Genomic DNA, 23,774 nt, shown 5'->3' on the forward strand with positions numbered 1-23,774 from the left:
AGCATTTATCCGCCATAGCTCAGTTGGTAGTAGCGCATGACTGTTAATCATGATGTCGTAGGTTCGAGTCCTACTGGCGGAGTTTTAAAGCGGTAGACGTAATGAGCAACCTTCGGGTTGCTTTTTTTGTGGCTTTAGGTATGATTTGGACATTTTTGTCATGTTCCTTTTTGACTTTTCCTTTTATAATGAATGTACCTTTAAGGGAATAATAAAAGGAGAAATGGATTAATGGATTTTGAAGCATATTTTCAAACGGTTTTACCAATTGTTTTAAAATTAAGACGTCACTACTTTGTAAAACTCTGGGATTATGAGGACTGGATACAAGAGGGACGGATTGTCTTCTTCCAACTCTTGCAGGCTCACCCTGATCTTTTTATCAATGAGGGGAAACGATACACTTATTTTAAAACAAAATTTTCAAATCATGTTAAGGATACTATCAGACATCAGGAGTCCTTTAAACGTAAGTTTAATCGTATGCCTTATGAGGAAATTGGTGAAATCAGTCATTCTGTGCCACAAGTTAGTTTTTTAGAAGTAGCTGATTATGTGGCCTATCGAGATAGTTTAGCTCGTTTGCGTGCAAGCTTGGGAGAAGAAGCCAAAGAGAAGTTAGCTAAGGTTATTCGTGGGGAACGATTTGAAGGGAAGAAAGCTTTTTTAACCGAAATTGCCCCTTACTTTGCGGATTTTAAACCATAAGTATCAATTGAAAAAAGATCAGAGATTTCTGATCTTCTTTTTTTTATTCTGCTTGGAAGAATGATTGGTAGAGTGCTCGCACGGCTTCTTTTAGATAGATTTATCAACAAAAACAGAATATTTGTCTAAAAATATCAAAAATAATTCGCTTTTAGCGAATTATTTTGCTAATTAAATGGAATTTTTCAGAAAATTGTGGTAAAATTGAACAAATATTAGTTTTGGAGGCTTCTCATGAAAGCAATTATTACTGTTGTCGGAAAAGATAAAGCAGGTATTGTAGCAGGTGTTTCAGCTAAAATTGCTGAATTTGGTTTGAATATTGATGATATTTCTCAGACTGTTTTAGATGATTTCTTTACAATGATGGCTGTTGTTTCATCTGATGAAAAACAAGATTTTACAAAATTACGTTCTGAATTTGAAGCTTATGGAGAAACTTTGAACGTCAAAATTAACATTCAAAGTGCAGCGATTTTTGACGCCATGTACAATATTTAAGGAGGCTAATTGTGGATATTAGACAAGTTACTGAAACGATTGCAATGATTGAAGAGCAAAATTTCGATGTTCGTACAATTACTATGGGAATTTCTCTTCTTGATTGTATTGATCCTGATATTAACAAAGCTGCCGATAAAATTTACAAAAAAGTTGTCGAAAAAGCTGGTTCACTCGTAAAAGTTGGTGATGAAATCGCCGCCGAACTTGGTATTCCGATTGTAAATAAACGTGTTTCTGTAACACCAATCTCAATTATTGGTGCTGCAACTGATGCGACAGATTATCTTCCTCTTGCCCATGCTTTGGATAAAGCTGCACATGAAATTGGTATTGATTTCATTGGTGGATTTTCTGCTTTGGTTCAAAAAGGTTACCAAAAAGGTGATGAAATTTTAATTAATTCTATTCCTCGTGCACTTGCTGAGACAGAAAAAGTATGTTCATCAGTCAATATTGGTTCAACAAAATCAGGTATTAATATGACAGCAGTTGCTGATATGGGACGTGTGATTAAAGAAACTGCTCAATTGTCTGATTTAGGCGCTGCGAAATTAGTTGTGTTTGCCAATGCGGTTGAGGATAATCCTTTCATGGCTGGTGCTTTCCATGGTGTTGGTGAAGCGGATGTTGTCATTAATGTCGGTGTTTCTGGTCCTGGTGTTGTCAAACGTGCTCTTGAAAAAGTTCGAGGTGAAAGCTTCGATGTTGTTGCAGAAACTGTTAAGAAAACAGCCTTCAAAATTACTCGTATCGGTCAATTAGTTGGTCAAATGGCTAGTGAACGTTTAGGGGTTAAATTTGGTATTGTTGACCTTTCACTTGCTCCTACACCAGCTGTTGGGGATTCTGTCGCTCGTGTTCTTGAAGAAATGGGACTTGAAGCAGTTGGTACTCACGGTACAACTGCAGCTCTTGCGCTTTTGAATGACCAAGTTAAAAAAGGTGGAATCATGGCTTGTAACCAAGTCGGTGGTCTATCAGGTGCTTTCATTCCAGTTTCTGAAGATGAAGGAATGATTGCTGCTGTTCAAAATGGTTCTCTTAATTTAGAAAAACTTGAAGCTATGACTGCTATCTGTTCTGTTGGTTTGGACATGATTGCTATTCCTGAGGATACACCTCATGAAACAATTGCTGCTATGATTGCTGATGAAGCGGCTATTGGTGTCATTAACCAAAAAACAACAGCTGTACGTATTATTCCAAAAGGTAAAGAAGGCGATATGATTGAATTTGGTGGTCTTCTCGGTGCCGCACCTGTTATGCGTGTTAATCACAATTCATCTGCTGATTTTATTCATCGAGGTGGACAAATTCCTGCGCCGGTTCATAGCTTTAAAAACTAACTTGTTGATTATTTTCAGTCATATAATATCTAGGGTAGAAAGATTTACTACCCTAGTTTTTTGTCTGAAAGGCTTCATCATTTTCTTAATCAAGATTGTGTTTTGAAGAAAGAAGCAATGAAAAAATATGATATAATAAAGTGGCATTAAGGTCTTAAAATTAATGTTGATTTTGTTATAGCTATCCCTGTTTGTTTCTAGTTTTTAGGAGGAAGCCAATGGTAAAAACAAGGTTGTATATTGCTCGTCATGGTAAGACAATGTTTAACACAATCGGTCGTGCGCAAGGGTGGAGCGATACTCCGCTGACGACTGAAGGTGAAAGTGGTATTCAGGAACTTGGTGTCGGATTAAAAGACGCTGGTTTAATATTTAAAGAAGCTTTTTCGAGTGATAGTGGGCGAACTTTGCAAACAATGGAAATTATTCTGCGAGAGTGTCATCAAGAAGATATTCCTTACACGCGTGATAAACGAATTCGCGAGTGGTGTTTTGGTAGTCTAGATGGTGGTTACGATGGTGAATTGTTTAATGGTGTTCTTCCTCGTGTTTTTGACAAGGATATGACTAAGCTCACTTATGAAGAATTGGCAGAAGGTATTTATAAAGTTGATACTGCTGGTTGGGCTGAAACCTGGGAAGTATTGAGTAGTCGGATTCTAGAAGGATTTACGGCTATCGCTAAAAAAGTTGAGGCATCAGGTGGTGGTAATGCCATTGTAGTTAGTCATGGCATGACTATTGGTACTTTTTTGTGGCTGGTAGATCCTACGACACCAAGAGGTTTGGGAATAGATAATGGTAGTGTGACAATTGTTAGTTTTGAGAATGGCAAATTTATTATTGAATCGATTGGAGATGTCAGTTATCGTCTCAGAGGTCGACAATTATTAGAAGAAAGAAAAGATGAGAAAAAAGCGTAGTTTACCAACCTTAATTTTAGGGTTATTAATTATTATCATTTTTGTTGCTGGAATTTTTATTTTTGTCCAAGGTGACCGATTAACACTAGGTAGAAATACTAAAAGTACTTCTGTGAGTCAAAATGTCTCTACGAAGTCTTCTTCAGTAACTGCTAAAACGAAAACATCTGATTTACCTAATGTTTCAAGTGATGATTGGGCATTGGTTTTGGTTAATCGCAATCATGTTACACCAGAGATGGATCCAGATTTGACACAAATTGACAACATTACTGTTGATTCACGTATTGCTGACAATGTTCGTAGTTTCTTAGCTGCAGCGCAAGCTATTGATGCTAATGAACATTTGATTTCTGGCTATCGAAGTGTTGCTTATCAAGAAGAATTGTTCAATTCATACGTTTCACAAGAAATGTCAGCTGATCCGAGTCTGACACAATCTGCTGCGGAGGACTTGGTTAAAACCTATTCTCAACCAGCAGGTGCTAGTGAGCATCAGACGGGACTTGCAATGGATATGAGTACAGTTAATTATCTCAACCAAAGTGATACTGACGTTGTTGAAAAAGTGAAAACTATCGCACCTGAATATGGATTTGTTCTTCGTTTTCCAAAAGGAAAAAGTGAGTCAACAGGTGTTGATTATGAAGATTGGCACTTCCGTTATGTTGGTAAAGAATCAGCAAAATACATGACTGATAATAATCTTAGCCTTGAAGAATACATTGCTTTGTTGAAGGAGAATAAACGATGAAATCTCGATTCTCTTTTGTTCAATTTCTTGTATTTTTGGCTGTTTTGGTTCTAGGTATTTTTTCACCGCTATATGCTCACCAAGCAACACCTAGTGCAAATAAAACACAAAAAGTTTCCTATAATAAGTCGGAATTTTTTGCTGACATTGCACCAACGGTTCAAGAAGTGGCAGAAGCTTATGGCGTGCGTCCGTCATTGGTGATGGCACAAGCAGCGTTAGAATCTGATTATGGTCAAAATTTGCTAGCTGTAAAATATCATAATCTCTTTGCTGTTTCTGCGCAGCCAGGAAATAAACCTGTGACTTTGAAATACAAACGTTATTTTGTCAATGAGTGGCAAACTGAAATTGGCCAATTTGCTGTTTATAAATCTTGGGATGATGCTATTTACGATTATTTTGATTTGCTGAAATCAGGTAAAATTCGCAATAGCGAGGGTGCTTATGATATTATGGTTTCTAATAAAGGTTATAAGAAACCTGCACAAGCATTACAGGATATGAACTTTAGTACAGACCCTAATTATGCTAGTAAATTGATTAATATTATTGAAGAAAATAGCTTAACGACATACGATAAATAACAGATTAGCACTCTATCAAAAAGAGTGCTAATTTTTTATGCTTTTTCCTTGACACTGCTTTTTAGAGGAGTATAATAGAATTATAAATTAGCAGTCGAGGTAAATGAGTGCTAAAAGTGGAAAGGGGCGAGGTTATGATTACGCAACGTCAAAGTGAAATTCTGAATCTAATCGTCGAATTATTTACGCAGACGCATGAACCTATCGGCTCTAAAACTTTGCAAGCTACTATTGATTCAAGTAGTGCCACGATTCGTAATGATATGGCTAAACTTGAGAAATTAGGTCTGCTTGAGAAGGCTCATACGTCTAGTGGACGAATGCCGAGTGCTGCTGGATTTAAGTACTTTGTTGAGCATTCATTGAGTCTTGATAGTATTGATGAACGTGATATTTATCAAGTGGTTAAGGCCTTTGATTTTGAAGCTTTCAAACTTGATGATATTTTACAAAAAGCTAGTCAGGTTTTGGCTGATATGACTGGTTATACATCAGTAATTTTGGATGTTGAGCCAGCTCGTCAAAAATTAACAGCTTTTGATATTGTTCAGCTATCAAGTCATGACGCTTTAGCTGTCTTGACCTTAGATGAATCCAAACCAGCAACTATTCAATTTGCTATTCCAAAGAACTTTATGTTAAAGGATTTGGTAACCTTGAAAGAAATCGTTGATGAACGTTTGCTAGGTCGCACGGTTATGGATATTCATTATAAGTTACGAACAGAAATTCCACAGGTTTTGCAAAAATACTTTACAGTCACGGATAATGTTTTAGATTTGTTTGACTATATTTTTGCAGAATTGTTCAGGGAATTAGTTTTTGTAGCTGGTAAGGTTAATTCGCTTGATTATGCAGATTTAGAAACTTATCGTTTCTTGGATGATGATCAAAGAGTGGCAGTTGCTCTTCGTTCTTCGATGAAAGAAGATGAAATTGCTAATGTTCAAGTTGCGGATAGTCAAGAACCAGCTTTAGCTAATGTGACTGTTTTGACACATAAGTTTCTGATTCCTTATCGTGGATTTGGGCTTCTTAGCTTAATTGGTCCTATTGATATGGATTATCGTCGAAGTGTTAGTCTGGTCAATGTTATCGGGCGTGTTTTAGCGATGAAACTTGGTGATTACTACAGATATCTTAATAGTAATCACTACGAGGTCAACTAAGTTTAGTAATTGAATTAAATTGATAAAAAGATAGGGAGGGACACAGTGTCAGAAGAAATCAAAAATGAAGAACTTCAAGAAGAAGTTGAAGTCACTGATGTTGTGACTGAAGAAAAAGTAGAAGAGCAGCCTCAAGAAGATGCTCAGAATGAAGAATTGCAAAAAGCACTTGAGCGTGCTGAGGATTTTGAAAATAAATACCTTCGTGCGCATGCTGAAATGCAAAATATTCAACGTCGTGCTAACGAAGAGCGTCAACAATTGCAAAAATATCGTTCACAAGATTTAGCTAAAGCAATCTTGCCAAGTTTGGATAATTTGGAACGAGCACTTGCTGTTGAAGGTTTGACTGACGATGTTAAAAAAGGTCTTGAGATGACACGTGACAGCTTGGTTCGTGCACTTAACGAAGAAGGTGTCGAAGAAGTTGTTGTTGAAAACTTTGACCACAATTTGCATATGGCGGTTCAAACACTTCCAGCGGATGATGAACATCCAGTGGATAGCATTGCTCAAGTTCTTCAAAAAGGTTATAAACTTCACGAACGCCTATTGCGTCCGGCTATGGTTGTTGTTTACAACTAATTATTAGTAACAACGACTTGACCGCAATGTCGTTAAACTATAACTGAAAGCATAAAACGATAAATTCATAATAAAAAGAGGGATAGAACATGTCTAAAATTATTGGTATTGACTTAGGTACAACAAACTCAGCTGTTGCAGTTCTTGAAGGAACTGAATCAAAAATTATCGCAAACCCAGAAGGTAACCGTACAACTCCATCAGTTGTTTCATTCAAAAATGGTGAAATCATTGTTGGTGATGCTGCAAAACGTCAAGCAGTAACTAATCCAGATACAGTAATCTCTATCAAATCTAAAATGGGTACTTCTGAAAAAGTATCTGCAAATGGTAAAGAATACACTCCACAAGAAATCTCAGCAATGATTCTTCAATACCTTAAAGGTTATGCTGAAGATTACCTTGGTGAAAAAGTGACAAAAGCAGTTATCACAGTTCCTGCATACTTCAACGATGCTCAACGTCAAGCAACTAAAGACGCTGGTAAAATTGCTGGTCTTGAAGTAGAACGTATCGTTAACGAACCAACTGCAGCTGCTCTTGCATATGGTCTTGATAAAACTGATAAAGATGAAAAAATCTTGGTATTTGACCTTGGTGGTGGTACATTCGACGTATCTATTCTTGAACTTGGTGATGGTGTCTTTGACGTACTTGCTACAGCAGGTGATAACAAACTTGGTGGTGATGACTTCGACCAAAAAATCATTGATTGGTTAGTTGCTGACTTCAAGAATGAAAATGGTATTGACCTTAGCCAAGACAAAATGGCTCTTCAACGTTTGAAAGATGCTGCTGAAAAAGCTAAAAAAGATCTTTCAGGTGTTACTCAAACACAAATCTCACTTCCATTCATTACTGCTGGTGCTGCTGGACCTCTTCACTTGGAAACAAGCCTTTCACGTGCTAAATTTGATGATTTGACTCGCGACCTTGTAGAACGTACTAAAACTCCAGTTCGTCAAGCACTTTCAGATGCAGGTCTTTCAATCTCTGAAATCGATGAAGTTATCCTTGTTGGTGGTTCAACACGTATCCCTGCCGTTGTTGAAGCAGTTAAAGCTGAAACTGGTAAAGAACCAAATAAATCAGTTAACCCTGATGAAGTAGTTGCTATGGGTGCTGCTATCCAAGGTGGTGTTATCACCGGTGATGTTAAAGACGTGGTCCTTCTTGACGTAACTCCATTGTCACTTGGTATCGAAACTATGGGTGGTGTCTTCACAAAACTTATTGACCGTAACACTACAATCCCAACTTCAAAATCACAAGTCTTCTCAACTGCTGCTGATAACCAACCAGCTGTAGATATCCACGTTCTTCAAGGTGAACGTCCAATGGCTGCTGATAACAAAACTCTTGGTCGTTTCCAATTGACTGATATCCCAGCTGCACCTCGTGGTATCCCTCAAATCGAAGTAACATTTGATATTGATAAAAACGGTATCGTGTCTGTTAAAGCTAAAGACCTTGGTACTCAAAAAGAACAACACATCGTTATCCAATCTAACTCAGGTTTGACTGATGAAGAAATTGAAAAAATGATGAAAGATGCAGAAGCTAACGCAGAAGCTGATGCTAAACGTAAAGAAGAAGTTGATCTTCGTAACGAAGTTGACCAAGCTATCTTTGCAACAGAAAAAACAATCAAAGAAACTGAAGGTAAAGGTTTCGATACAGAACGTGATGCTGCCCAAGCTGCTCTTGATGAATTGAAAGCTGCTCAAGAAGCTAACAATCTTGAAGATATGAAAGCTAAACTTGAAGCTCTTAACGAAAAAGCTCAAGCTCTTGCAGTTAAAATGTACGAACAAGCTGCTGCAGCACAACAAGCAGCACAAGGTGCTGAAGGTGCACAATCAACTGATTCATCAAACAATGGCGATGACGTTGTAGACGGCGAATTCACTGAAAAATAATTCATTTAAGAGATGTTACGAGTGAGTTTCCAAACTTACTCTAACAATCTTTAGTGACTTACTGGCTGGATGAGGCTGGTATGCCTCATTTCTCGGTAGGTTATAAAAATTCAGAGGTTGCAAAACATCAACCTCTGTTTTTGGATAAATAGAGAAGCTATTGAATTATTTTGAATGATGAAGAAAGGAAAAGTGTTCAGAAATGAACACGGGCTGAAAAGGCGTAAAAGTTATTTTATATATTTGAATACGCCTACGACTCTATGAAAAAAGATAAACTTTACCTAGATGCAAGCATCGTCGGACGGTTTCCTATTTTTCTTTGAGTCGCTTAACAGCTTAATATCATAATTATGAACAATACAGAATTTTACGATCGTTTGGGTGTGTCTAAAGATGCTTCGCAAGCTGAAATTAAAAAAGCTTATCGAAAAATGTCTAAAAAATATCACCCAGATATTAATAAAGAACCTGGCGCAGAAGAAAAATATAAAGAAGTTCAAGAAGCTTACGAGACTCTAGGTGATGAACAAAAACGTGCTGCTTATGACCAATATGGTCCTGCTGGAGCTAATGGTGGCTTCGGTGGTGGAGCAGGCGGTGGCTTTGGTGGCTTTGATGGCGGTGGTTTCGGTGGCTTTGAAGACATCTTTTCAAGTTTCTTTGGCGGAGGCGGCGGTATGCGAAATCCAAATGCGCCTCGCCAAGGGGATGACCTTCAATACCGTGTTAATTTGACATTTGAAGAAGCTGTTTTTGGTGTTGAAAAAGAAGTAACTTACAACCGTGAATCAACATGTTCAACATGTCACGGTTCAGGTGCAAAACCAGGAACTAGCCCTGTGACATGTAGTCGCTGTCATGGTTCAGGTGTTATTAACGTTGATACACAAACACCGCTTGGTATGATGCGTCGTCAAGTAACCTGTGATGTCTGCCATGGTACTGGTAAAGAGATTAAAGATCCATGTCCAACATGTCATGGTACTGGTCATGAAAAGAAAACACACAAAGTGTCTGTTAAAATTCCAGCAGGTGTTGAAACTGGTCAACAAATTCGCTTGCAAGGTCAAGGTGAAGCTGGATTTAACGGTGGCCCATATGGTGACCTCTTTGTTATTATCAATGTCTTGCCAAGTAAGCAATTTGAACGAAATGGTTCAACAATTTACTACAACATGAACATCAGTTTTGTTCAAGCAGCACTTGGTGATACAGTAGAAGTACCAACTGTTCATGGCGATGTTGAAATGACAATTCCAGCTGGTACTCAAACTGGTAAGACTTTCCGACTCCGTGGTAAAGGTGCTCCTAAATTGCGTGGTGGTGGTCAAGGTGACCAACACGTTACGGTTAATATTGTGACACCAACAAAACTTAACGATGCACAAGTTGAAGCTCTTAAACAATTTGCGCAAGCAGGTGGCGACAAAGTTGGAAATCTTAAGAAAAAAGGTTTCTTCAACAAAGTTAAAGACGCCTTTGATGGTGAATAATTGAAAACTAAAAAGAGGTTGGAATCTATTTTCCGGTCTCTTTTTTATAGAAGGGGAGATTATGAAAGAATACTTTATTGACGACCAAAATGCTTATATGCGCTATCAAGATTTTCCAGGTGACGGTAGTCCGATTTTATTTATACATGGTTTAGGCTGTGCTGGCTCTTTTGATTATGGGGAAGTTGTTTCTCAGGAATGTTTAAAAAATCATCGTTGTTTACTTATCGATTTATTGGGAGGAGGTTACAGCGATAAACCAGAAGGTTTTGACTATCGTGTCAGTTTACATGCTGCTTATTTGAAATCTTTTGTTGAATCATTGGATTTAACAAAGCTTACGATTTTTGGACATAGCTTAGGTGGGCCAATTGCTATTGAGTTAGCTAACCTTTGTTTAGATAGAGTTGAGAAGTTAATTCTAAGTGAACCTAATCTAGATGCGAGCGTTTCTGGAAGTTCAAGTTTTGAAATTGCGACATATTCTGAGAAAGATTTTATTGATTTTGGATTTTCTAAGGTGTTAGAAGATAGTCAAATATCTGGAAATAATATGTGGGCAGCAACCTTAGCACAGTGGGCACCTTATGCTGTTCATCGACTATCAGTTAATGCTGTGCAAGGTGGAGAGCAATCTTGGCGTCAGTTATTGTATGGGCTGAAATTATCAAAGACAGTTATTTTTGGAAGAAATTCTTTACCAGATGCTGATTATGCTAGCTTATCTGAGGCTAATATTCCTTTGGAAATTGTTGAAGAAGCAGGGCATTCAATGGCTTGGGAAAATCCTTCAGGACTTGCTAGAAGCATTGCTGCTTGTTTACAGGCTTAAAAAATTGAGACTGGACTCTGTTTTCCAATCTCTTTTTTTATGTTAAAATCTGTACGGGGACAGTCTGTTCTAAATTTTCTGGAAAGTCTCCTAGGAAGATGATAAAATACACACATGGTAAGATATAAAGCAACAATTTCTTATGACGGTAGACTTTTTGCTGGTTTTCAGCGTCAGCCGAGTGAACGTTCAGTTCAAGAAGAACTTGAAAAAACGTTACAAAGATTAAATAGCGGCAATCCTGTTAAAGTACATGGTGCTGGCCGTACGGATTCTGGTGTTCATGCTTATGGGCAAGTGGTTCATTTTGATTTACCACAATTGCGAGATGTGGAAAAATTACGTTTTGGTTTAGACACACAATCTCCAGAAGATATTGATGTTGTAAAAATTGAACAAGTCAGTGATGAGTTTCATTCTCGCTATAACAAGCACAGTAAAACTTATGAATTTTTAGTCGATGCTGGTCGTCCCAAAAATCCCATGATGCGTCACTATGCGACGCACTATCCATATCCTTTGGATTTGTCTTTGATGCAGGAAGCGATAAAGGATTTAGTTGGGACTCATGACTTTACGGGATTTACAGCTTCAGGGACTTCTGTAGAAAATAAAGTTCGTACGATTACGCGCGCAACGGTTACGATTGATGAAAAAACTGGCTTCTTTGTCTTTACTTTCAGTGGAAATGGTTTCCTTTATAAGCAGGTTCGTAATATGGTTGGAACTTTGCTGAAAATTGGGAATGGCCGTATGCCAGTTAGTCAGATTAGAACTGTTCTAGAGTCTAAAAATCGTGATTTAGCTGGTCCTACGGCAGCGGGAAATGGTCTTTATTTGAAGGAGATTATTTATGACGAATAAGTACGTTTTAGCGATTTCTGGGAATGACATTTTTAGTGGTGGTGGCCTTTATGCTGATTTGGCGACTTACACTACTAATCATTTACATGGTTTTTTAGCTGTCACTTGTTTAACAGCTTTAACAGATAAAGGTTTTGAGGTCTTTGCGACAGATGAGGCAATCTTTTCTCATCAATTAAATAGTCTCAAAGATGTTCCTTTTTCAGGGATTAAACTAGGTTTGCTACCAAACGTTAAAGTTGCTGATTTAGCGCTTGATTTTGTTAAAAAGCACACAGAAATTCCAGTGGTTTTAGACCCTGTTTTGGTTTGTAAAGAAAAACATGATGTTGAGGTTTCAGCTTTGCGTGATGAACTTTTGAAGTTTTTTCCTTATACCACAATTGTTACACCAAATTTGGTGGAAGCTGAGCTATTGACCCAAATGTCAATCAAATCTTTAGATGATATGAAAGCTGCTGCTAAATGTTTACATGAGTTAGGCGCTAAGAATGTTGTCATCAAAGGTGGCAATCGTTTGAGTGAGGAAAAGGCGATTGATGTCTTTTATGATGGTAAAGAAATTTCTATTTTTGAAACGCCTGTTCTTGATACGAATAATATTGGCGCTGGTTGTACTTTCGCATCAAGTATTGCAAGTCAAATTGTTTTAGGGAAATCTCCGAAAGAAGCTGTGGCATTGTCTAAGGACTTTGTTTTCCAAGCAATTCGTCATTCAGATCAATATGGGGTGAAACAAAATTATGAAGAAGACTAAGACACAAACGTTAACCCTCTTAGCTGTTTTGACTGCTTTAAGTGTGGTTCTAGCTTATATTCATATTCCAACACCGACAGGTTATTTAACACTTCTTGACGTTGGGATTTATTTCACGGCTTACTACTTAGGGGCAAAGTCTGGTGCTGTTGTTGGCGGTTTATCAGGATTTTTGATTGATCTATTGCTAGGTTATCCTCAATATATGCTTCATAGCTTGATTGCTCATGGCACTCAAGGTTATTTTGCGGGGTGGATTGGCAAAAAACGTTTTTTGGGACTTGTCTTATCTAGTATCGCTATGGTGGGTTGGTATTTCTTGGCAGCTCTACTTTTAGGGTATGGTTGGGGTGCAGCTTGGGCTAGCATTCCAGGGAATCTTTTACAAAACTTCTTTGGTATGTTAGTCGGTTATTTGGTTTATTACTTGGCTTATCGACGTTTTGAAAAGTAATTAAATTGGAGGCTTGAAATGAACTTAGAAGCATTAGCAAAACAAACACGAGCAATTGTTGTTGATATTATTGAACGATCTGCGATTAAAAAAGGACAAATTTTTGTGCTTGGTTTATCTTCTAGCGAGGTAGCAGGTGGTTTAATTGGTAAAAATAGCAGCGCTGAAATTGGTGAAGTGATTGTTAAAACAATTCTCGAAGAATTGAATGCGCGAGGAATTTACCTAGCTGTTCAGGGGTGTGAACATTTAAATCGTGCTTTAACAGTTGAACGTGAATTAGCTGAAAATAAAGATTTAGAGATTGTTAATGTTATCCCTAATTTACATGCTGGTGGTAGTGGACAAGTAGCTGCTTTTAAATTTATGCAAGACCCAGTTGAAGTTGAAGAAATTGTGGCCCACGCTGGTTTAGATATTGGAGATACTTTTATTGGTATGCATGTGAAGCGCGTGCAAGTTCCACTAATTCCTATCCAACGTGAATTAGGCGGTGCTCATGTTACAGCGCTTGCTAGCCGACCAAAATTAATCGGTGGGGCGCGTGCAACTTATACAGCAGATCCTATTCGAAAATTTTAAAAAAAGAAAAGGTTGAAGTTAAGTGGCTTCAACCTTTTTGATACTTAAATTATTTGGTAAGAGTTGGGTTAGCGTACATTGTTGGCAAATGAATGTCATTTTCCAAAAGAGCTTCCTGGTAAAGACGATAAAAGTTTGAGTAGATGTAACTTTGTTTACCGTTTTGAACGAAAATGTCAATACGGAACACCAACTGAGCTGTGCTGTTAGTACGTGGTCCAAGAATTGTTGGACTACCAACGATTTCAGGGTAATTTTCTAATTGCTCTTGGTTAATTGTTTTAATAATATCTGAAACTTTTTCTAAGTCAGTATGAGCGTAGATTGGAATATCGATTTGTACACGCATATCACCACGTGATTTATTTGAAACGACTGTAATGTTACGATTGGGGATAAAGTGCAAAGTACCATCGAAACCACGAATCTGTGTGGTACGGATACCAACACTTGAGATATTTCCTTCAATCGAACCGATGACTACTGAATCTCCAACTTCAAATTGATTTTCCAGAAGTATGAAAAATCCATTGACAAGGTCAGTTAAAAATCCTTGTGCACCAAGTCCAAGTGCAACACCAGCAAGTCCGGCCCCGGCAAGTAGACTAGAAACGGGAACGCCTATAATACTTAGTACCCAATAGAGTAAGAAAAAGTAAATCGTGTAGCTCATGATATTATGCAAGAGCTTGATAATTGTTTTTTGACGAGCTTCTGTTTGACGAGAAAGGGTAATTGATTTTTCGATTGCGTGTTTAAAAATAAAGTTCGCAACACGTTTAGCAATCAAGAAGAAAACAAAGAGTAGAAGTAATGAAACAAGTTTAGAAAATATTTCTACAGCAATTTCTTCTACTTGAAGTTGCTCGATATATTTTGAGATAATGTTCATATCCTTAGTTTATTAAAAAAATGAATCTCAGGCAAGCTTTTGGTGTGATTCGATTGGAAAACTGGAAAGAATTGGCAACTAAATTGCCGGTGATTTTTGCACAAAAAACTTTAAAAAGCCCGTAAAATATGGTAAACTAAACTGTATATAAAATTTTAAGGAGAAATGACTTCATGTCTGTATCATTTGAAAACAAAGCTACTAACCGTGGCGTGATTACATTCACAATCGGTCAAGATAAAATCAAACCAGCTCTTGATCAAGCTTTCAACAAAGTTAAGAAAAATTTGAATGCACCTGGATTCCGTAAAGGTCACATGCCACGTGCCGTATTTAACCAACAATTTGGTGAAGAAGCTCTTTACGAAGATGCATTGAACGCACTTCTTCCAGAAGCATACCAAGCAGCAGTTGCAGAACTTAGCCTTGATGTTGTTGCTCAACCAAAAATTGACATCCAATCAATGGAAAAAGGTCAAGAATGGACATTGACTGCAGAAGTTGTTACAAAACCAGAAGTTAAACTTGGTGACTACAAAAACCTTGAAGTTTCAGTAGAAGCTTCTAAAGAAGTAACTGATGCTGAAGTTGACGAAAAAGTTGAACGCGAACGCAACAACCTTGCAGAACTTATCGTTAAAGAAGGTGCTGCAGAACTTGGTGATACTGTTGTTATCGACTTCGTTGGTTCAGTTGACGGTGTTGAATTCGACGGTGGTAAAGGTGAAAACTTCTCACTTGAACTTGGCTCAGGTCAATTTATCCCTGGTTTCGAAGACCAATTAGTTGGTTCTAAAGCAGGTGAAACTGTAGAAGTTAACGTAACATTCCCAGAAAACTACCAAGCTGAAGATCTTGCTGGTAAAGCTGCTAAATTCGTAACAACTGTTCACGAAGTTAAAGCTAAAGAAGTTCCAGCTCTTGACGACGAATTGGCTAAAGATATCGATGAAGAAGTTGAAACTCTTGACGAATTGAAAGCTAAATACCGTAAAGAACTTGAATCAGCTAAAGAAATCGCATTTGACGATGCTGTTGAAGGTGCTGCTCTTGAATTGGCTGTTGCTAACGCTGAAATCGTTGAATTGCCAGAAGAAATGGTTCACGATGAAGTTCACCGCGCTATGAACGAATTCATGGGTAACATGCAACGTCAAGGTATCTCTCCAGAAATGTACTTCCAATTGACTGGTACAACTGAAGAAGATCTTCACAAACAATACGAAGCTGACGCTGACAAACGTGTTAAAACTAACCTTGTTATCGAAGCTATCGCTAAAGCTGAAGGATTCGAAGCTTCTGATGAAGAAATCGAAAAAGAAATCAACGACCTTGCTTCAGAATACAACATGGAAGTTGAACAAGTACGTAACCTTCTTTCAGCAGACATGCTTAAACACGACATCGCTATGAAGAAAGCTGTTGAAGTTGTAACAAGCACTGCTAAAGTAAAATAATTTATCCTTAGATAAATAGTTATAAAGTCAGGTAATCAGTAGATTACTTGGCTTTTTATGCCCTTTATCAGAAATTCTTATAAATCTTTTGACGAATTGGCAAAATTAGCGTAAAATAGAGAGTAACGAAAATTAAGATAATAGGGTTTTTGTGGCTGTTTGCTCATATCCTAAGATTAATAAGGAGAATTACCTTGGAATTAGAAGTATTTGCTGGACAAGAAAAAAGCGAACTCTCAATGATCGAAGTAGCTCGTGCTATTTTAGAAGAACGCGGACGTGATCATGAGATGTATTTCAGCGATCTTGTAAATGAGATTCAAAACTACCTCGAAAAATCAGACGCAGACATTCGTGAAGCTTTACCATATTTTTACTCTGCATTGAACGTTGACGGAAGCTTTATTCCACTTGGCGATAACAAATGGGGACTTCGTTCATGGTATGCTATCGATGAAATCGACGAAGAAATCATCACACTTGAAGATGACGAAAATGGTGCACCAAAACGCAAACGTAAACGCGTTAATGCCTTTATGGATGGTGATGAAGACGCTATTGATTATTCAGATGATGATCCAGAAGACGATGATTACTCTGCTAAATCTTCAGACATGGAATACGATGATGAAAATCCAGATGACGAAAAATCTGAAGTTGAATCATACGATTCAGAAATCAACGAAATCATCCCAGATGATGACTTGGATGAAGACGTTGATATCAACGAAGAAGATGATGAAGATGATGATTTAGACGAAGAATAATCGTTTCAAGCGCCGAAATTTAAATTAAAAAAACTTATTCATATCATTTGACAAAAGTCTCAGGATAGTTTATAGTATTATTCGGGCACCTCTTTTTTAGAGGTCGGAGAAAAGCTCCCTAACTTTTTAGGGAGCTATTTTTGTTTTCCTAAAAGTAAATGGCCATTTGCTTTTTTTCATTTATCGAATAATTTTGTTAATTATTTGATTTTCTTTCGCTTTCAATTTTTCAAGCACTTATCGTTTGCTATCATTTTTTATTTTAAAGGAGTTTTATTTAATGACTAAGTATATTTTTGTTACTGGTGGTGTTGTTTCTTCTATCGGTAAGGGAATCGTTGCTGCAAGTCTTGGTCGTCTTTTGAAAAATCGTGGTCTTAAAGTGACTATCCAAAAATTTGACCCATACATTAACATTGACCCAGGTACAATGAGTCCTTATCAACACGGTGAAGTTTATGTAACAGACGATGGTGCTGAAACTGATCTTGACCTTGGTCACTATGAACGTTTCATCGACATTAACTTAAATAAATATTCTAACGTTACAACTGGTAAAATCTACAGTGAAGTTCTTCGTAAAGAACGTAAAGGTGAATACCTTGGAGCAACTGTCCAAGTTATTCCACATATCACTGACGCATTGAAAGAAAAAATCAAACGTGCTGCAACAACTACTGACTCTGATGTTATCATCACAGAGGTTGGTGGTACAGTTGGTGATATCGAAAGTCTTCCATTCCTTGAAGCGCTTCGCCAAATGAAAGCAGATGTTGGTGCTGATAACGTTATGTACATCCACACAACACTTCTTCCATATCTTAAAGCTGCTGGTGAAATGAAAACTAAACCAACACAACACTCAGTTAAAGAATTGCGTGGACTTGGTATTCAACCAAATATGTTGGTTATCCGTACTGAAAAACCAGCTGGCCAAGGCATTAAAAATAAATTGGCGCAATTCTGTGACGTTGCTCCAGAAGCTGTTATTGAGTCACTTGATGTGGATCACATTTACCAAATTCCACTTAACATGCAAGCTCAAAACATGGACCAAATCGTTTGTGATCACTTGAAACTTGATGTACCAAAAGCTGATATGTCAGAATGGTCTGCAATGGTTGATAAGATCATGAACCTTAAGAAATCAACTAAAATTGCCCTTGTTGGTAAATACGTTGAATTGCCAGATGCTTACCTTTCAGTTGTTGAAGCACTTAAACACTCAGGTTATGTTAACGATACAGCTATTGATCTTAAATGGGTTAACGCTAACGATCTTACTGCTGATAACGTTGAAGAAATGCTTGGTGATGCTGATGGTATCATCGTACCTGGTGGATTTGGTCAACGTGGTACAGAAGGTAAAATCGAAGCTATCCGTTATGCACGTGAAAAAGATGTTCCTATGCTTGGTATCTGTCTTGGTATGCAATTAACATGTGTGGAATTTGCTCGTCACGTTTTGAATATGGAAGGAGCAAACTCAGCTGAGCTTGATCCAGATACTAAATACCCAATCATCGACATCATGCGTGATCAAATCGATATTGAAGACATGGGTGGAACACTTCGTCTTGGACTTTACCCATGTAAATTGAAACCAGGTTCACGTGCTGCACAAGCTTACAACAACCAAGAAGTTGTGCAACGTCGTCACCGTCACCGTTACGAATTTAATACTAAATTCCGTGAACAATTTGAAGCTGCTGGATTCGTCTTCTCAGGTGTATCACCAGATAACCGTTTGATGGAAGTTGTTGAATTGCCAGAGAAAAAATTCTTCGTGGCTGCTCAATATCACCCAGAACTTCAAAGCCGTCCAAACCGTCCAGAAGAACTTTACACAGCCTTCGTCACAGCGGCAATTGAAAATAGTAAATAATAGTAGAAATTACTAAATAATATACACCCTTCTAACCACTTCTAAGGTTTAGAGGGTGTTTTTTATTTAATGTTATTGTTACATTAGAAGTCTTCCCTTTTCAAGAAAAAATAGTATAATAGTGAGCATGAGAAAATTAAGAATAAGGAAACGTAGTATTTTGTTATGGATAATTGCTCTGGTGTTTGTAGCAAGTGTTGGAGCAAGTTTTTATTTCTTCCATGTTGCACAAATTCGCGAGGAAAAATCTTTTATTAACAATAAACCACGTCCAAAAGATAGTAGTCTATACACTTACGAACAAAGTTTTGATCAGTTAACAAAAGAAACGCGATGGATGACTAATCAAGGATTAAAGCAAGATGCTTGGTATGTTCCAGCAGCAACTGAAACAAATAAAACAGCAATTGTTGTTCACGGCTTTACAAGCGCAAAAGAAGATATGAAACCTTATGCCTGGATGTTTCATGAACTAGGTTACAATGTCCTTATGCCAGATAATATGTCCCATGGCGACAGTGAAGGTCAAATCATCGGGTACGGATGGAATGATCGTCTAAATATTGTAAAATGGGCGCAGTTATTGGTTGAAGAAAATTCTGATAGTCAAATTACGTTATTTGGAGTTTCTATGGGTGGAGCTTCTGTTATGATGGCTTCAGGTGAGGAAAACTTACCAAAACAGGTAGTTAATATTATTGAAGACTGCGGCTATAGTAGTGTTTGGGATGAGTTGAAATATCAAGCAAAAGCAATGTATAATTTGCCAGCCTTTCCAATTCTTTATGAAGTTTCTGCAGTATCAAAAGTTAGAGCAGGCTTTTCTTATGGGCAAGCAAGTTGTGTTAACCAATTAAAAAATAATACGCGACCAATTCTTTTTATCCACGGAAGTGAAGATTACTTTGTACCAACAAGTATGGTTTACAAAAACTATCGTGCAACAAAAGGCTATAAAGACCTTTATATAGCTAAAGGTGCTGCGCATGCCAAATCGTTTGAAAGTGATCCTAAAACATACATTGAAACAATTTCAGCTTTTTTGCAAAAAAAATGAAAAATAGTGTTGACAGGAATGTGAATAGCTGATATAATTTTATATGTTGTTAAGGAACAGCGGAAATGGCGGAATTGGCAGACGCGCAGGACTAAGGATCCTGTGATCGCTTTAGATCGTGAGGGTTCAAGTCCCTCTTTCCGCAGAGTAGACAAGCCAGAGAGTGCTTGTCTTTTTTTGTGCCTGTAAAATTATAGGTGAAAGCAATAAATGAAAGCTTTGAGAATATATGAAAATATTTTCTTTTTTACGCTGCTTTTTTCACAGAAAATTAGTCAAATTGTAAGTAAAGCTAGCAATCTTTTTTAATTTGTGATAGAATGTACATATAAAAAGGGTATATCCCAAAAAATAAATAGGAGGCCTATATAATGGCAATCGTTTCAGCGGAAAAATTTATCAAAGCTGCCCGTGAAAACGGATATGCGGTTGGTGGATTTAACACAAACAACCTTGAATGGACTCAAGCAATCTTGCGTGCAGCAGAAGCTAAAAAAGCTCCAATTCTTATCCAAACTTCTATGGGTGCTGCAAAATACATGGGTGGTTACAAACTTTGTAAAACACTTATCGAAAACCTTGTAGAATCAATGGGTATCACTGTACCAGTTGCTATTCACCTTGATCACGGTCACTTTGAAGATGCATTGGAATGTATCGAAGTTGGTTACACTTCAGTTATGTTCGACGGTTCACACCTTCCACTTGAAGAAAACCTTGAAAAAGCTAAAGAAGTTGTAGCTAAAGCTCACGCTAAAGGCGTTTCAGTTGAAGCTGAAGTTGGTACTATCGGTGGTGAAGAAGACGGTATCGTTGGTGACGGCGAACTTGCTCCAATCGAAGATGCTAAAGCTATGGTTGCTACAGGAATCGACTTCCTTGCAGCAGGTATCGGTAACATCCACGGTCCATACCCAGCAAACTGGAAAGGTCTTCACCTTGATCACCTTGAAAAATTAACTGCTGCTGTTCCAGGATTCCCAATCGTATTGCACGGTGGATCAGGTATCCCTGACGATCAAATTCAAGCAGCTATCAAACTTGGTGTAGCTAAAGTTAACGTTAACACTGAATGCCAAATCGCATTCGCTAAAGCTACTCGTAAATTTGTTGCTGAATACGAAGCAAACGAAGAAGAATACGATAAGAAAAAACTCTTCGACCCACGTAAATTCTTGAAACCAGGTTTCGAAGCTATTACTGAAGCTGTTGAAGAACGTATCGACGTATTTGGTTCAGCTAACAAAGCTTAATCAGACTTCGTTTCGTTGAAAAAACTTCCCTTTTGGGAAGTTTTTTTGTGCTCTCGATACATTTTATAGGAGAATTAACTCTTTTGTTGACATTTTTTTAGTGAGTGCTATAATGAACCTGTTAGCCGATTTAGCTCAGTCGGTAGAGCAACGCACTCGTAACGCGTAGGTCGTAGGTTCAATTCCTGCAATCGGCAGAAGAGGTAAAAAAGTCCCGATGGGGCTTTTTATTTTTGGAAAATAGAGAGCTTTTTCTAAAAATATTTTAATGATTATTGGCTAAAAAGCTTGCTAAAATATGGTCAATATGTTATCATTTTATGGTATGTGGTGTAAAACACCTATAATCTAAGTAGGAGGACGCAGATAAAATGGCTAAAGTTTGTTATTTCACAGGTCGTAAGACTGTATCAGGAAACAACCGTTCACACGCAATGAACAAAACAAAACGTGCAGTTAAACCAAATCTTCAAAAAGTTACTATTCTTGTAGATGGAAAACCTAAAAAAGTTTGGGCATCAGCTCGTGCGCTTAAATCTGGTAAAGTTGAACGCGTATAAAATAAAAGCCGAAAGGCTTTTTTCTTTGTTTTGTAGCCGGTAATTTTCCATAATTTTTTACAATACGGCTAATATATGGTAAAATAAACTGATAAAAACTTTTGAGGTAGTAAATATGACTGTGAAAATTAATACAAAAGATGGCCAAATTGAGTTATCTGACGACGTAATTGCAACTGTTGTTGGTGGTTCAGCAACAGAAATTTTTGGTGTTGTTGGTATGGCAAGTAAGAGTGCTCTTAAGGATAATTTTCAAGCGCTTCTGCGTAAAGAAAACTACGCAAAAGGTGTTGTTGTCAAATCAACAGAAAGTGGTATTTCAGTCGATGTTTACACTGTAATGTCATATGGTGTTAAAATTTCTGAGGTATCAAAAAACATTCAAGAACGTGTCAAGTTCAACCTCGAAAATCAACTTGGCCTTTCAGCAGACATGGTGAATGTTTACGTACAAAATATTAAAGTTGTAGGAGAAGATTAGTGTCAAATATTACAACAAGTTTATTCCAAGAAATGGTTCAAGCTGCTAGCACCCGTCTTGGAAATCAAGCAGAATATGTAAACTCCCTTAACGTTTTCCCTGTACCAGATGGTGATACAGGAACTAACATGGGAATGACAATTGAAAATGGTGCCAAAGAAGTTGCAGATAAACCTGCATCTACTGTTGGAGAAGTTGGACAAATCCTTTCAAAAGGTCTTTTGATGGGAGCACGTGGTAACTCAGGTGTTATTACATCTCAATTATTCCGTGGATTTAGTCAAGCAATCAAAGATAAAGAAGAATTGACTGGTAAAGATCTTGCTCATGCTTTCCAATCAGGTGTTGAAGTAGCCTATAAAGCTGTTATGAAACCTGTAGAAGGTACTATTTTGACTGTTTCTCGTGGTGCTGCTACAGCTGCGCTTAAAAAAGCTGAAGAAACTGATGATGCTGTTGAAGTTATGCGCGCAGCACTTGATGGAGCCAAAGGCGCATTGGCTAAAACACCAGAAATGCTTCCTGTTTTGAAAGAAGTTGGTGTTGTTGACTCAGGTGGTCAAGGTTTGGTCTTCATCTACGAAGGTTTCTTGGCTGCATTGACTGGTGAATACATTGCTTCTGAAGACTTTAAAGCAACTCCAGCAGTTATGACTGAAATGATTAACGCTGAACACCACAAATCAGTAGCAGAACACGTTGCAACTGAAGATATCAAGTATGGTTACTGTACAGAAATCATGGTTGCTCTTAAACAAGGTCCTACTTACGTTAAAGAATTCAACTATGAAGAGTTCCAAGGCTTTTTGAGTGGTTTAGGTGATTCTCTTATCTTAGTAAACGATGATGAAATTGCTAAAGTTCACGTCCATACAGAAGATCCAGGTCTTGTCCTTCAAGAGGGTCTTAAGTACGGTGCTCTTAAAAAAGTTAAAGTTGATAACATGCGTAACCAACACGATGCTGTTCTTGAGAAAACTCAAGCAGCACCTGTTAGCCAAGAAGAAAAAGACTTCGCTATCGTGGCAGTATGTGCTGGTGACGGATTAGCTGATATCTTTAAGTCACAAGGTGTTGACTACGTTATCTCAGGTGGTCAAACAATGAATCCATCTACAGAAGATATCGTTAAAGCAATTGATGCTGTTAACGCTAAAAATGTTATCATCTTGCCAAATAACAAAAATATCTTTATGGCTGCACAATCAGCAGCAGAAGTGTCTGAAGTTCCAGCCGCAGTTGTTGAAACACGTACTGTACCTCAAGGATTTACAAGTTTGTTAGCTTTCAACCCAACACAATCATTGGAAGAAAATGTTAAAGCTATGACGGCTAGCCTTTCTGATGTTGTTAGTGGTAGTGTGACACTTGCTGTTCGTGATACTTCTATCGACGGTCTTGAAATCCACAAAGATGACAACCTTGGTATGGTTGATGGTAAAATCGTGGTTTCAAACCCTGATATGACAGCTACTTTGAAAGAAACATTCGCGAAAATGATCGATGAAGATAGCGAAATTATCACTATCTATGTTGGTGAAGAAGGAAGTCAAGAATTGGCTGAAGAAATGGCTGATTACCTTGAATCAACTTACGAAGATGTTGAAGTTGAAATTCACGACGGTAAACAACCAGTTTATCCATACTTGATGAGTGTTGAATAATATAGTATTTAATAAAAGATAAAAGAAAGCATTTCGGTGCTTTCTTTTTTTGTGTTTTTGAAATATTCATATTTGAAAAAAACTGTAGATATAGTTTTACTGTGTTATGATTATTGAAAGAAGTTGAGGTAGTAAAATTGAAATTAAAGCAGATAAAAAGTAGTTCTAAAAGGTAGTTAAGTGAATTGAATAATTTCTTTGATGATTTATAGTCAAGAGTTTATTCTGAACTACTAAAAATTGAGTCAGATGAACAGACGAATTTTTAATTTGATTAA

24 protein-coding genes and 3 tRNA genes are annotated in these 23,774 nt (G+C 37.5%); 26 read left to right on the forward strand and 1 reads right to left on the reverse strand.

Translation table 11 applies throughout. From position 1 onward, the window contains the following. Positions 1 to 8 precede the first annotated feature (8 nt). The 16 genes from JG537_RS08615 to JG537_RS08690 all read left to right on the forward strand — a co-directional run bounded on the left by JG537_RS08615 (position 9) and on the right by JG537_RS08690 (position 13,480). Positions 9 to 82, forward strand: a tRNA-Asn gene (locus JG537_RS08615). A 149-nt stretch (positions 83 to 231) separates the two neighbouring features. Beyond that, positions 232 to 708 carry a sigma-70 family RNA polymerase sigma factor gene (locus JG537_RS08620; RefSeq protein WP_199544946.1) on the forward strand — a complete coding sequence of 159 codons (477 nt, stop codon included), beginning with the start codon at positions 232 to 234 and terminating at the stop codon, positions 706 to 708. A 234-nt stretch (positions 709 to 942) separates the two neighbouring features. Beyond that, entirely contained in the window at positions 943 to 1,209 is a 267-nt protein-coding gene (locus tag JG537_RS08625; protein WP_021141631.1) for an ACT domain-containing protein, read from the forward strand. 11 nt (positions 1,210 to 1,220) lie between these two features. After that, positions 1,221 to 2,558: a PFL family protein gene (locus JG537_RS08630; protein ID WP_093816022.1), complete on the forward strand. Its 1,338-nt coding sequence runs from the start codon at positions 1,221 to 1,223 to the stop codon at positions 2,556 to 2,558. Positions 2,559 to 2,776: 218 nt separating this feature from the next. Next, positions 2,777 to 3,481, forward strand: a complete 705-nt coding sequence (locus JG537_RS08635; RefSeq protein WP_199544948.1) for a histidine phosphatase family protein — start codon at positions 2,777 to 2,779, stop codon at positions 3,479 to 3,481. Further along, the gene (locus JG537_RS08640) at positions 3,465 to 4,235 is read left to right on the forward strand and encodes a M15 family metallopeptidase (protein ID WP_132869749.1); all 771 of its coding nucleotides are present in this window, start codon (positions 3,465 to 3,467) and stop codon (positions 4,233 to 4,235) included. The genes JG537_RS08635 and JG537_RS08640 overlap by 17 nt, the downstream gene beginning before the upstream one ends. Then, positions 4,232 to 4,822, forward strand: a complete 591-nt coding sequence (locus JG537_RS08645) for a glycoside hydrolase family 73 protein (RefSeq protein WP_199544950.1) — start codon at positions 4,232 to 4,234, stop codon at positions 4,820 to 4,822. Before JG537_RS08640 ends, JG537_RS08645 begins: the two co-directional genes overlap by 4 nt. 134 nt (positions 4,823 to 4,956) lie before the next feature. Next, positions 4,957 to 5,991: a heat-inducible transcriptional repressor HrcA gene (gene hrcA / locus JG537_RS08650; protein WP_132869223.1), complete on the forward strand. Its 1,035-nt coding sequence runs from the start codon at positions 4,957 to 4,959 to the stop codon at positions 5,989 to 5,991. 45 nt (positions 5,992 to 6,036) lie between these two features. Next, positions 6,037 to 6,576, forward strand: a complete 540-nt coding sequence (gene grpE / locus JG537_RS08655) for a nucleotide exchange factor GrpE (RefSeq protein WP_132869224.1) — start codon at positions 6,037 to 6,039, stop codon at positions 6,574 to 6,576. An 89-nt stretch (positions 6,577 to 6,665) separates the two neighbouring features. Then, positions 6,666 to 8,495, forward strand: a complete 1,830-nt coding sequence (dnaK, locus tag JG537_RS08660; protein ID WP_074870077.1) for a molecular chaperone DnaK — start codon at positions 6,666 to 6,668, stop codon at positions 8,493 to 8,495. A gap of 353 nt (positions 8,496 to 8,848) precedes the next feature. Further along, positions 8,849 to 9,991 carry a molecular chaperone DnaJ gene (dnaJ, locus tag JG537_RS08665; RefSeq protein ID WP_132869225.1) on the forward strand — a complete coding sequence of 381 codons (1,143 nt, stop codon included), beginning with the start codon at positions 8,849 to 8,851 and terminating at the stop codon, positions 9,989 to 9,991. A 61-nt stretch (positions 9,992 to 10,052) separates the two neighbouring features. Then, a complete protein-coding gene (locus tag JG537_RS08670; RefSeq protein WP_132869226.1) occupies positions 10,053 to 10,823 on the forward strand; it encodes an alpha/beta fold hydrolase in 771 nt (256 codons plus the stop codon). Positions 10,824 to 10,937: 114 nt separating this feature from the next. Then, complete coding sequence (gene truA, locus JG537_RS08675; protein ID WP_074482805.1) at positions 10,938 to 11,687, forward strand: tRNA pseudouridine(38-40) synthase TruA; 750 nt, start codon at positions 10,938 to 10,940, stop codon at positions 11,685 to 11,687. Continuing rightward, complete coding sequence (locus tag JG537_RS08680; protein WP_199544951.1) at positions 11,677 to 12,444, forward strand: bifunctional hydroxymethylpyrimidine kinase/phosphomethylpyrimidine kinase; 768 nt, start codon at positions 11,677 to 11,679, stop codon at positions 12,442 to 12,444. Before truA ends, JG537_RS08680 begins: the two co-directional genes overlap by 11 nt. Then, complete coding sequence (locus JG537_RS08685) at positions 12,431 to 12,898, forward strand: ECF transporter S component (protein ID WP_199544953.1); 468 nt, start codon at positions 12,431 to 12,433, stop codon at positions 12,896 to 12,898. Before JG537_RS08680 ends, JG537_RS08685 begins: the two co-directional genes overlap by 14 nt. Positions 12,899 to 12,916: 18 nt before the next feature. Beyond that, positions 12,917 to 13,480, forward strand: a complete 564-nt coding sequence (locus JG537_RS08690; RefSeq protein ID WP_199544955.1) for a TIGR01440 family protein — start codon at positions 12,917 to 12,919, stop codon at positions 13,478 to 13,480. Positions 13,481 to 13,529: 49 nt separating this feature from the next. Here JG537_RS08690 and JG537_RS08695 read toward each other — a convergent pair whose 3' ends face one another. Then, on the reverse strand, positions 13,530 to 14,372 hold the full coding sequence (locus tag JG537_RS08695; protein WP_199544957.1) for a mechanosensitive ion channel family protein: 843 nt from the start codon (positions 14,370 to 14,372) through the stop codon (positions 13,530 to 13,532). A 173-nt stretch (positions 14,373 to 14,545) separates the two neighbouring features. Here JG537_RS08695 and tig point away from each other — a divergent pair, with 173 nt between their 5' ends. From tig to JG537_RS08745, 10 genes are all read left to right on the forward strand, one after another. After that, positions 14,546 to 15,829: a trigger factor gene (gene tig, locus JG537_RS08700; protein ID WP_074482811.1), complete on the forward strand. Its 1,284-nt coding sequence runs from the start codon at positions 14,546 to 14,548 to the stop codon at positions 15,827 to 15,829. A gap of 194 nt (positions 15,830 to 16,023) precedes the next feature. Beyond that, positions 16,024 to 16,596, forward strand: a complete 573-nt coding sequence (gene rpoE / locus JG537_RS08705) for a DNA-directed RNA polymerase subunit delta (RefSeq protein WP_074482812.1) — start codon at positions 16,024 to 16,026, stop codon at positions 16,594 to 16,596. Between the two features lie 280 nt (positions 16,597 to 16,876). Next, positions 16,877 to 18,481, forward strand: coding sequence for a CTP synthase (gene pyrG / locus JG537_RS08710; RefSeq protein WP_132868813.1), 1,605 nt, complete (start codon positions 16,877 to 16,879; stop codon positions 18,479 to 18,481). A 127-nt stretch (positions 18,482 to 18,608) separates the two neighbouring features. Next, entirely contained in the window at positions 18,609 to 19,538 is a 930-nt protein-coding gene (locus JG537_RS08715; protein WP_199544959.1) for an alpha/beta hydrolase, read from the forward strand. A gap of 59 nt (positions 19,539 to 19,597) precedes the next feature. Continuing rightward, positions 19,598 to 19,683, forward strand: a tRNA-Leu gene (locus JG537_RS08720). A gap of 226 nt (positions 19,684 to 19,909) precedes the next feature. Further along, the gene (locus tag JG537_RS08725) at positions 19,910 to 20,791 is read left to right on the forward strand and encodes a class II fructose-bisphosphate aldolase (protein WP_199544961.1); all 882 of its coding nucleotides are present in this window, start codon (positions 19,910 to 19,912) and stop codon (positions 20,789 to 20,791) included. Between the two features lie 124 nt (positions 20,792 to 20,915). Further along, positions 20,916 to 20,988 (forward strand) — tRNA-Thr (locus tag JG537_RS08730). A 174-nt stretch (positions 20,989 to 21,162) separates the two neighbouring features. Beyond that, positions 21,163 to 21,351, forward strand: coding sequence for a 50S ribosomal protein L28 (gene rpmB / locus JG537_RS08735; protein WP_002885786.1), 189 nt, complete (start codon positions 21,163 to 21,165; stop codon positions 21,349 to 21,351). A 115-nt stretch (positions 21,352 to 21,466) separates the two neighbouring features. After that, positions 21,467 to 21,832: an Asp23/Gls24 family envelope stress response protein gene (locus tag JG537_RS08740; protein ID WP_003063261.1), complete on the forward strand. Its 366-nt coding sequence runs from the start codon at positions 21,467 to 21,469 to the stop codon at positions 21,830 to 21,832. Further along, positions 21,832 to 23,496 (forward strand): DAK2 domain-containing protein, encoded by a 1,665-nt coding sequence (locus JG537_RS08745; protein ID WP_132869944.1) that lies wholly within the window; start codon positions 21,832 to 21,834, stop codon positions 23,494 to 23,496. Before JG537_RS08740 ends, JG537_RS08745 begins: the two co-directional genes overlap by 1 nt. Positions 23,497 to 23,774 lie beyond the last annotated feature (278 nt).

This window comes from Streptococcus vicugnae (assembly GCF_016461705.1).
In the GTDB taxonomy this organism is placed as follows: domain Bacteria; phylum Bacillota; class Bacilli; order Lactobacillales; family Streptococcaceae; genus Streptococcus; species Streptococcus vicugnae.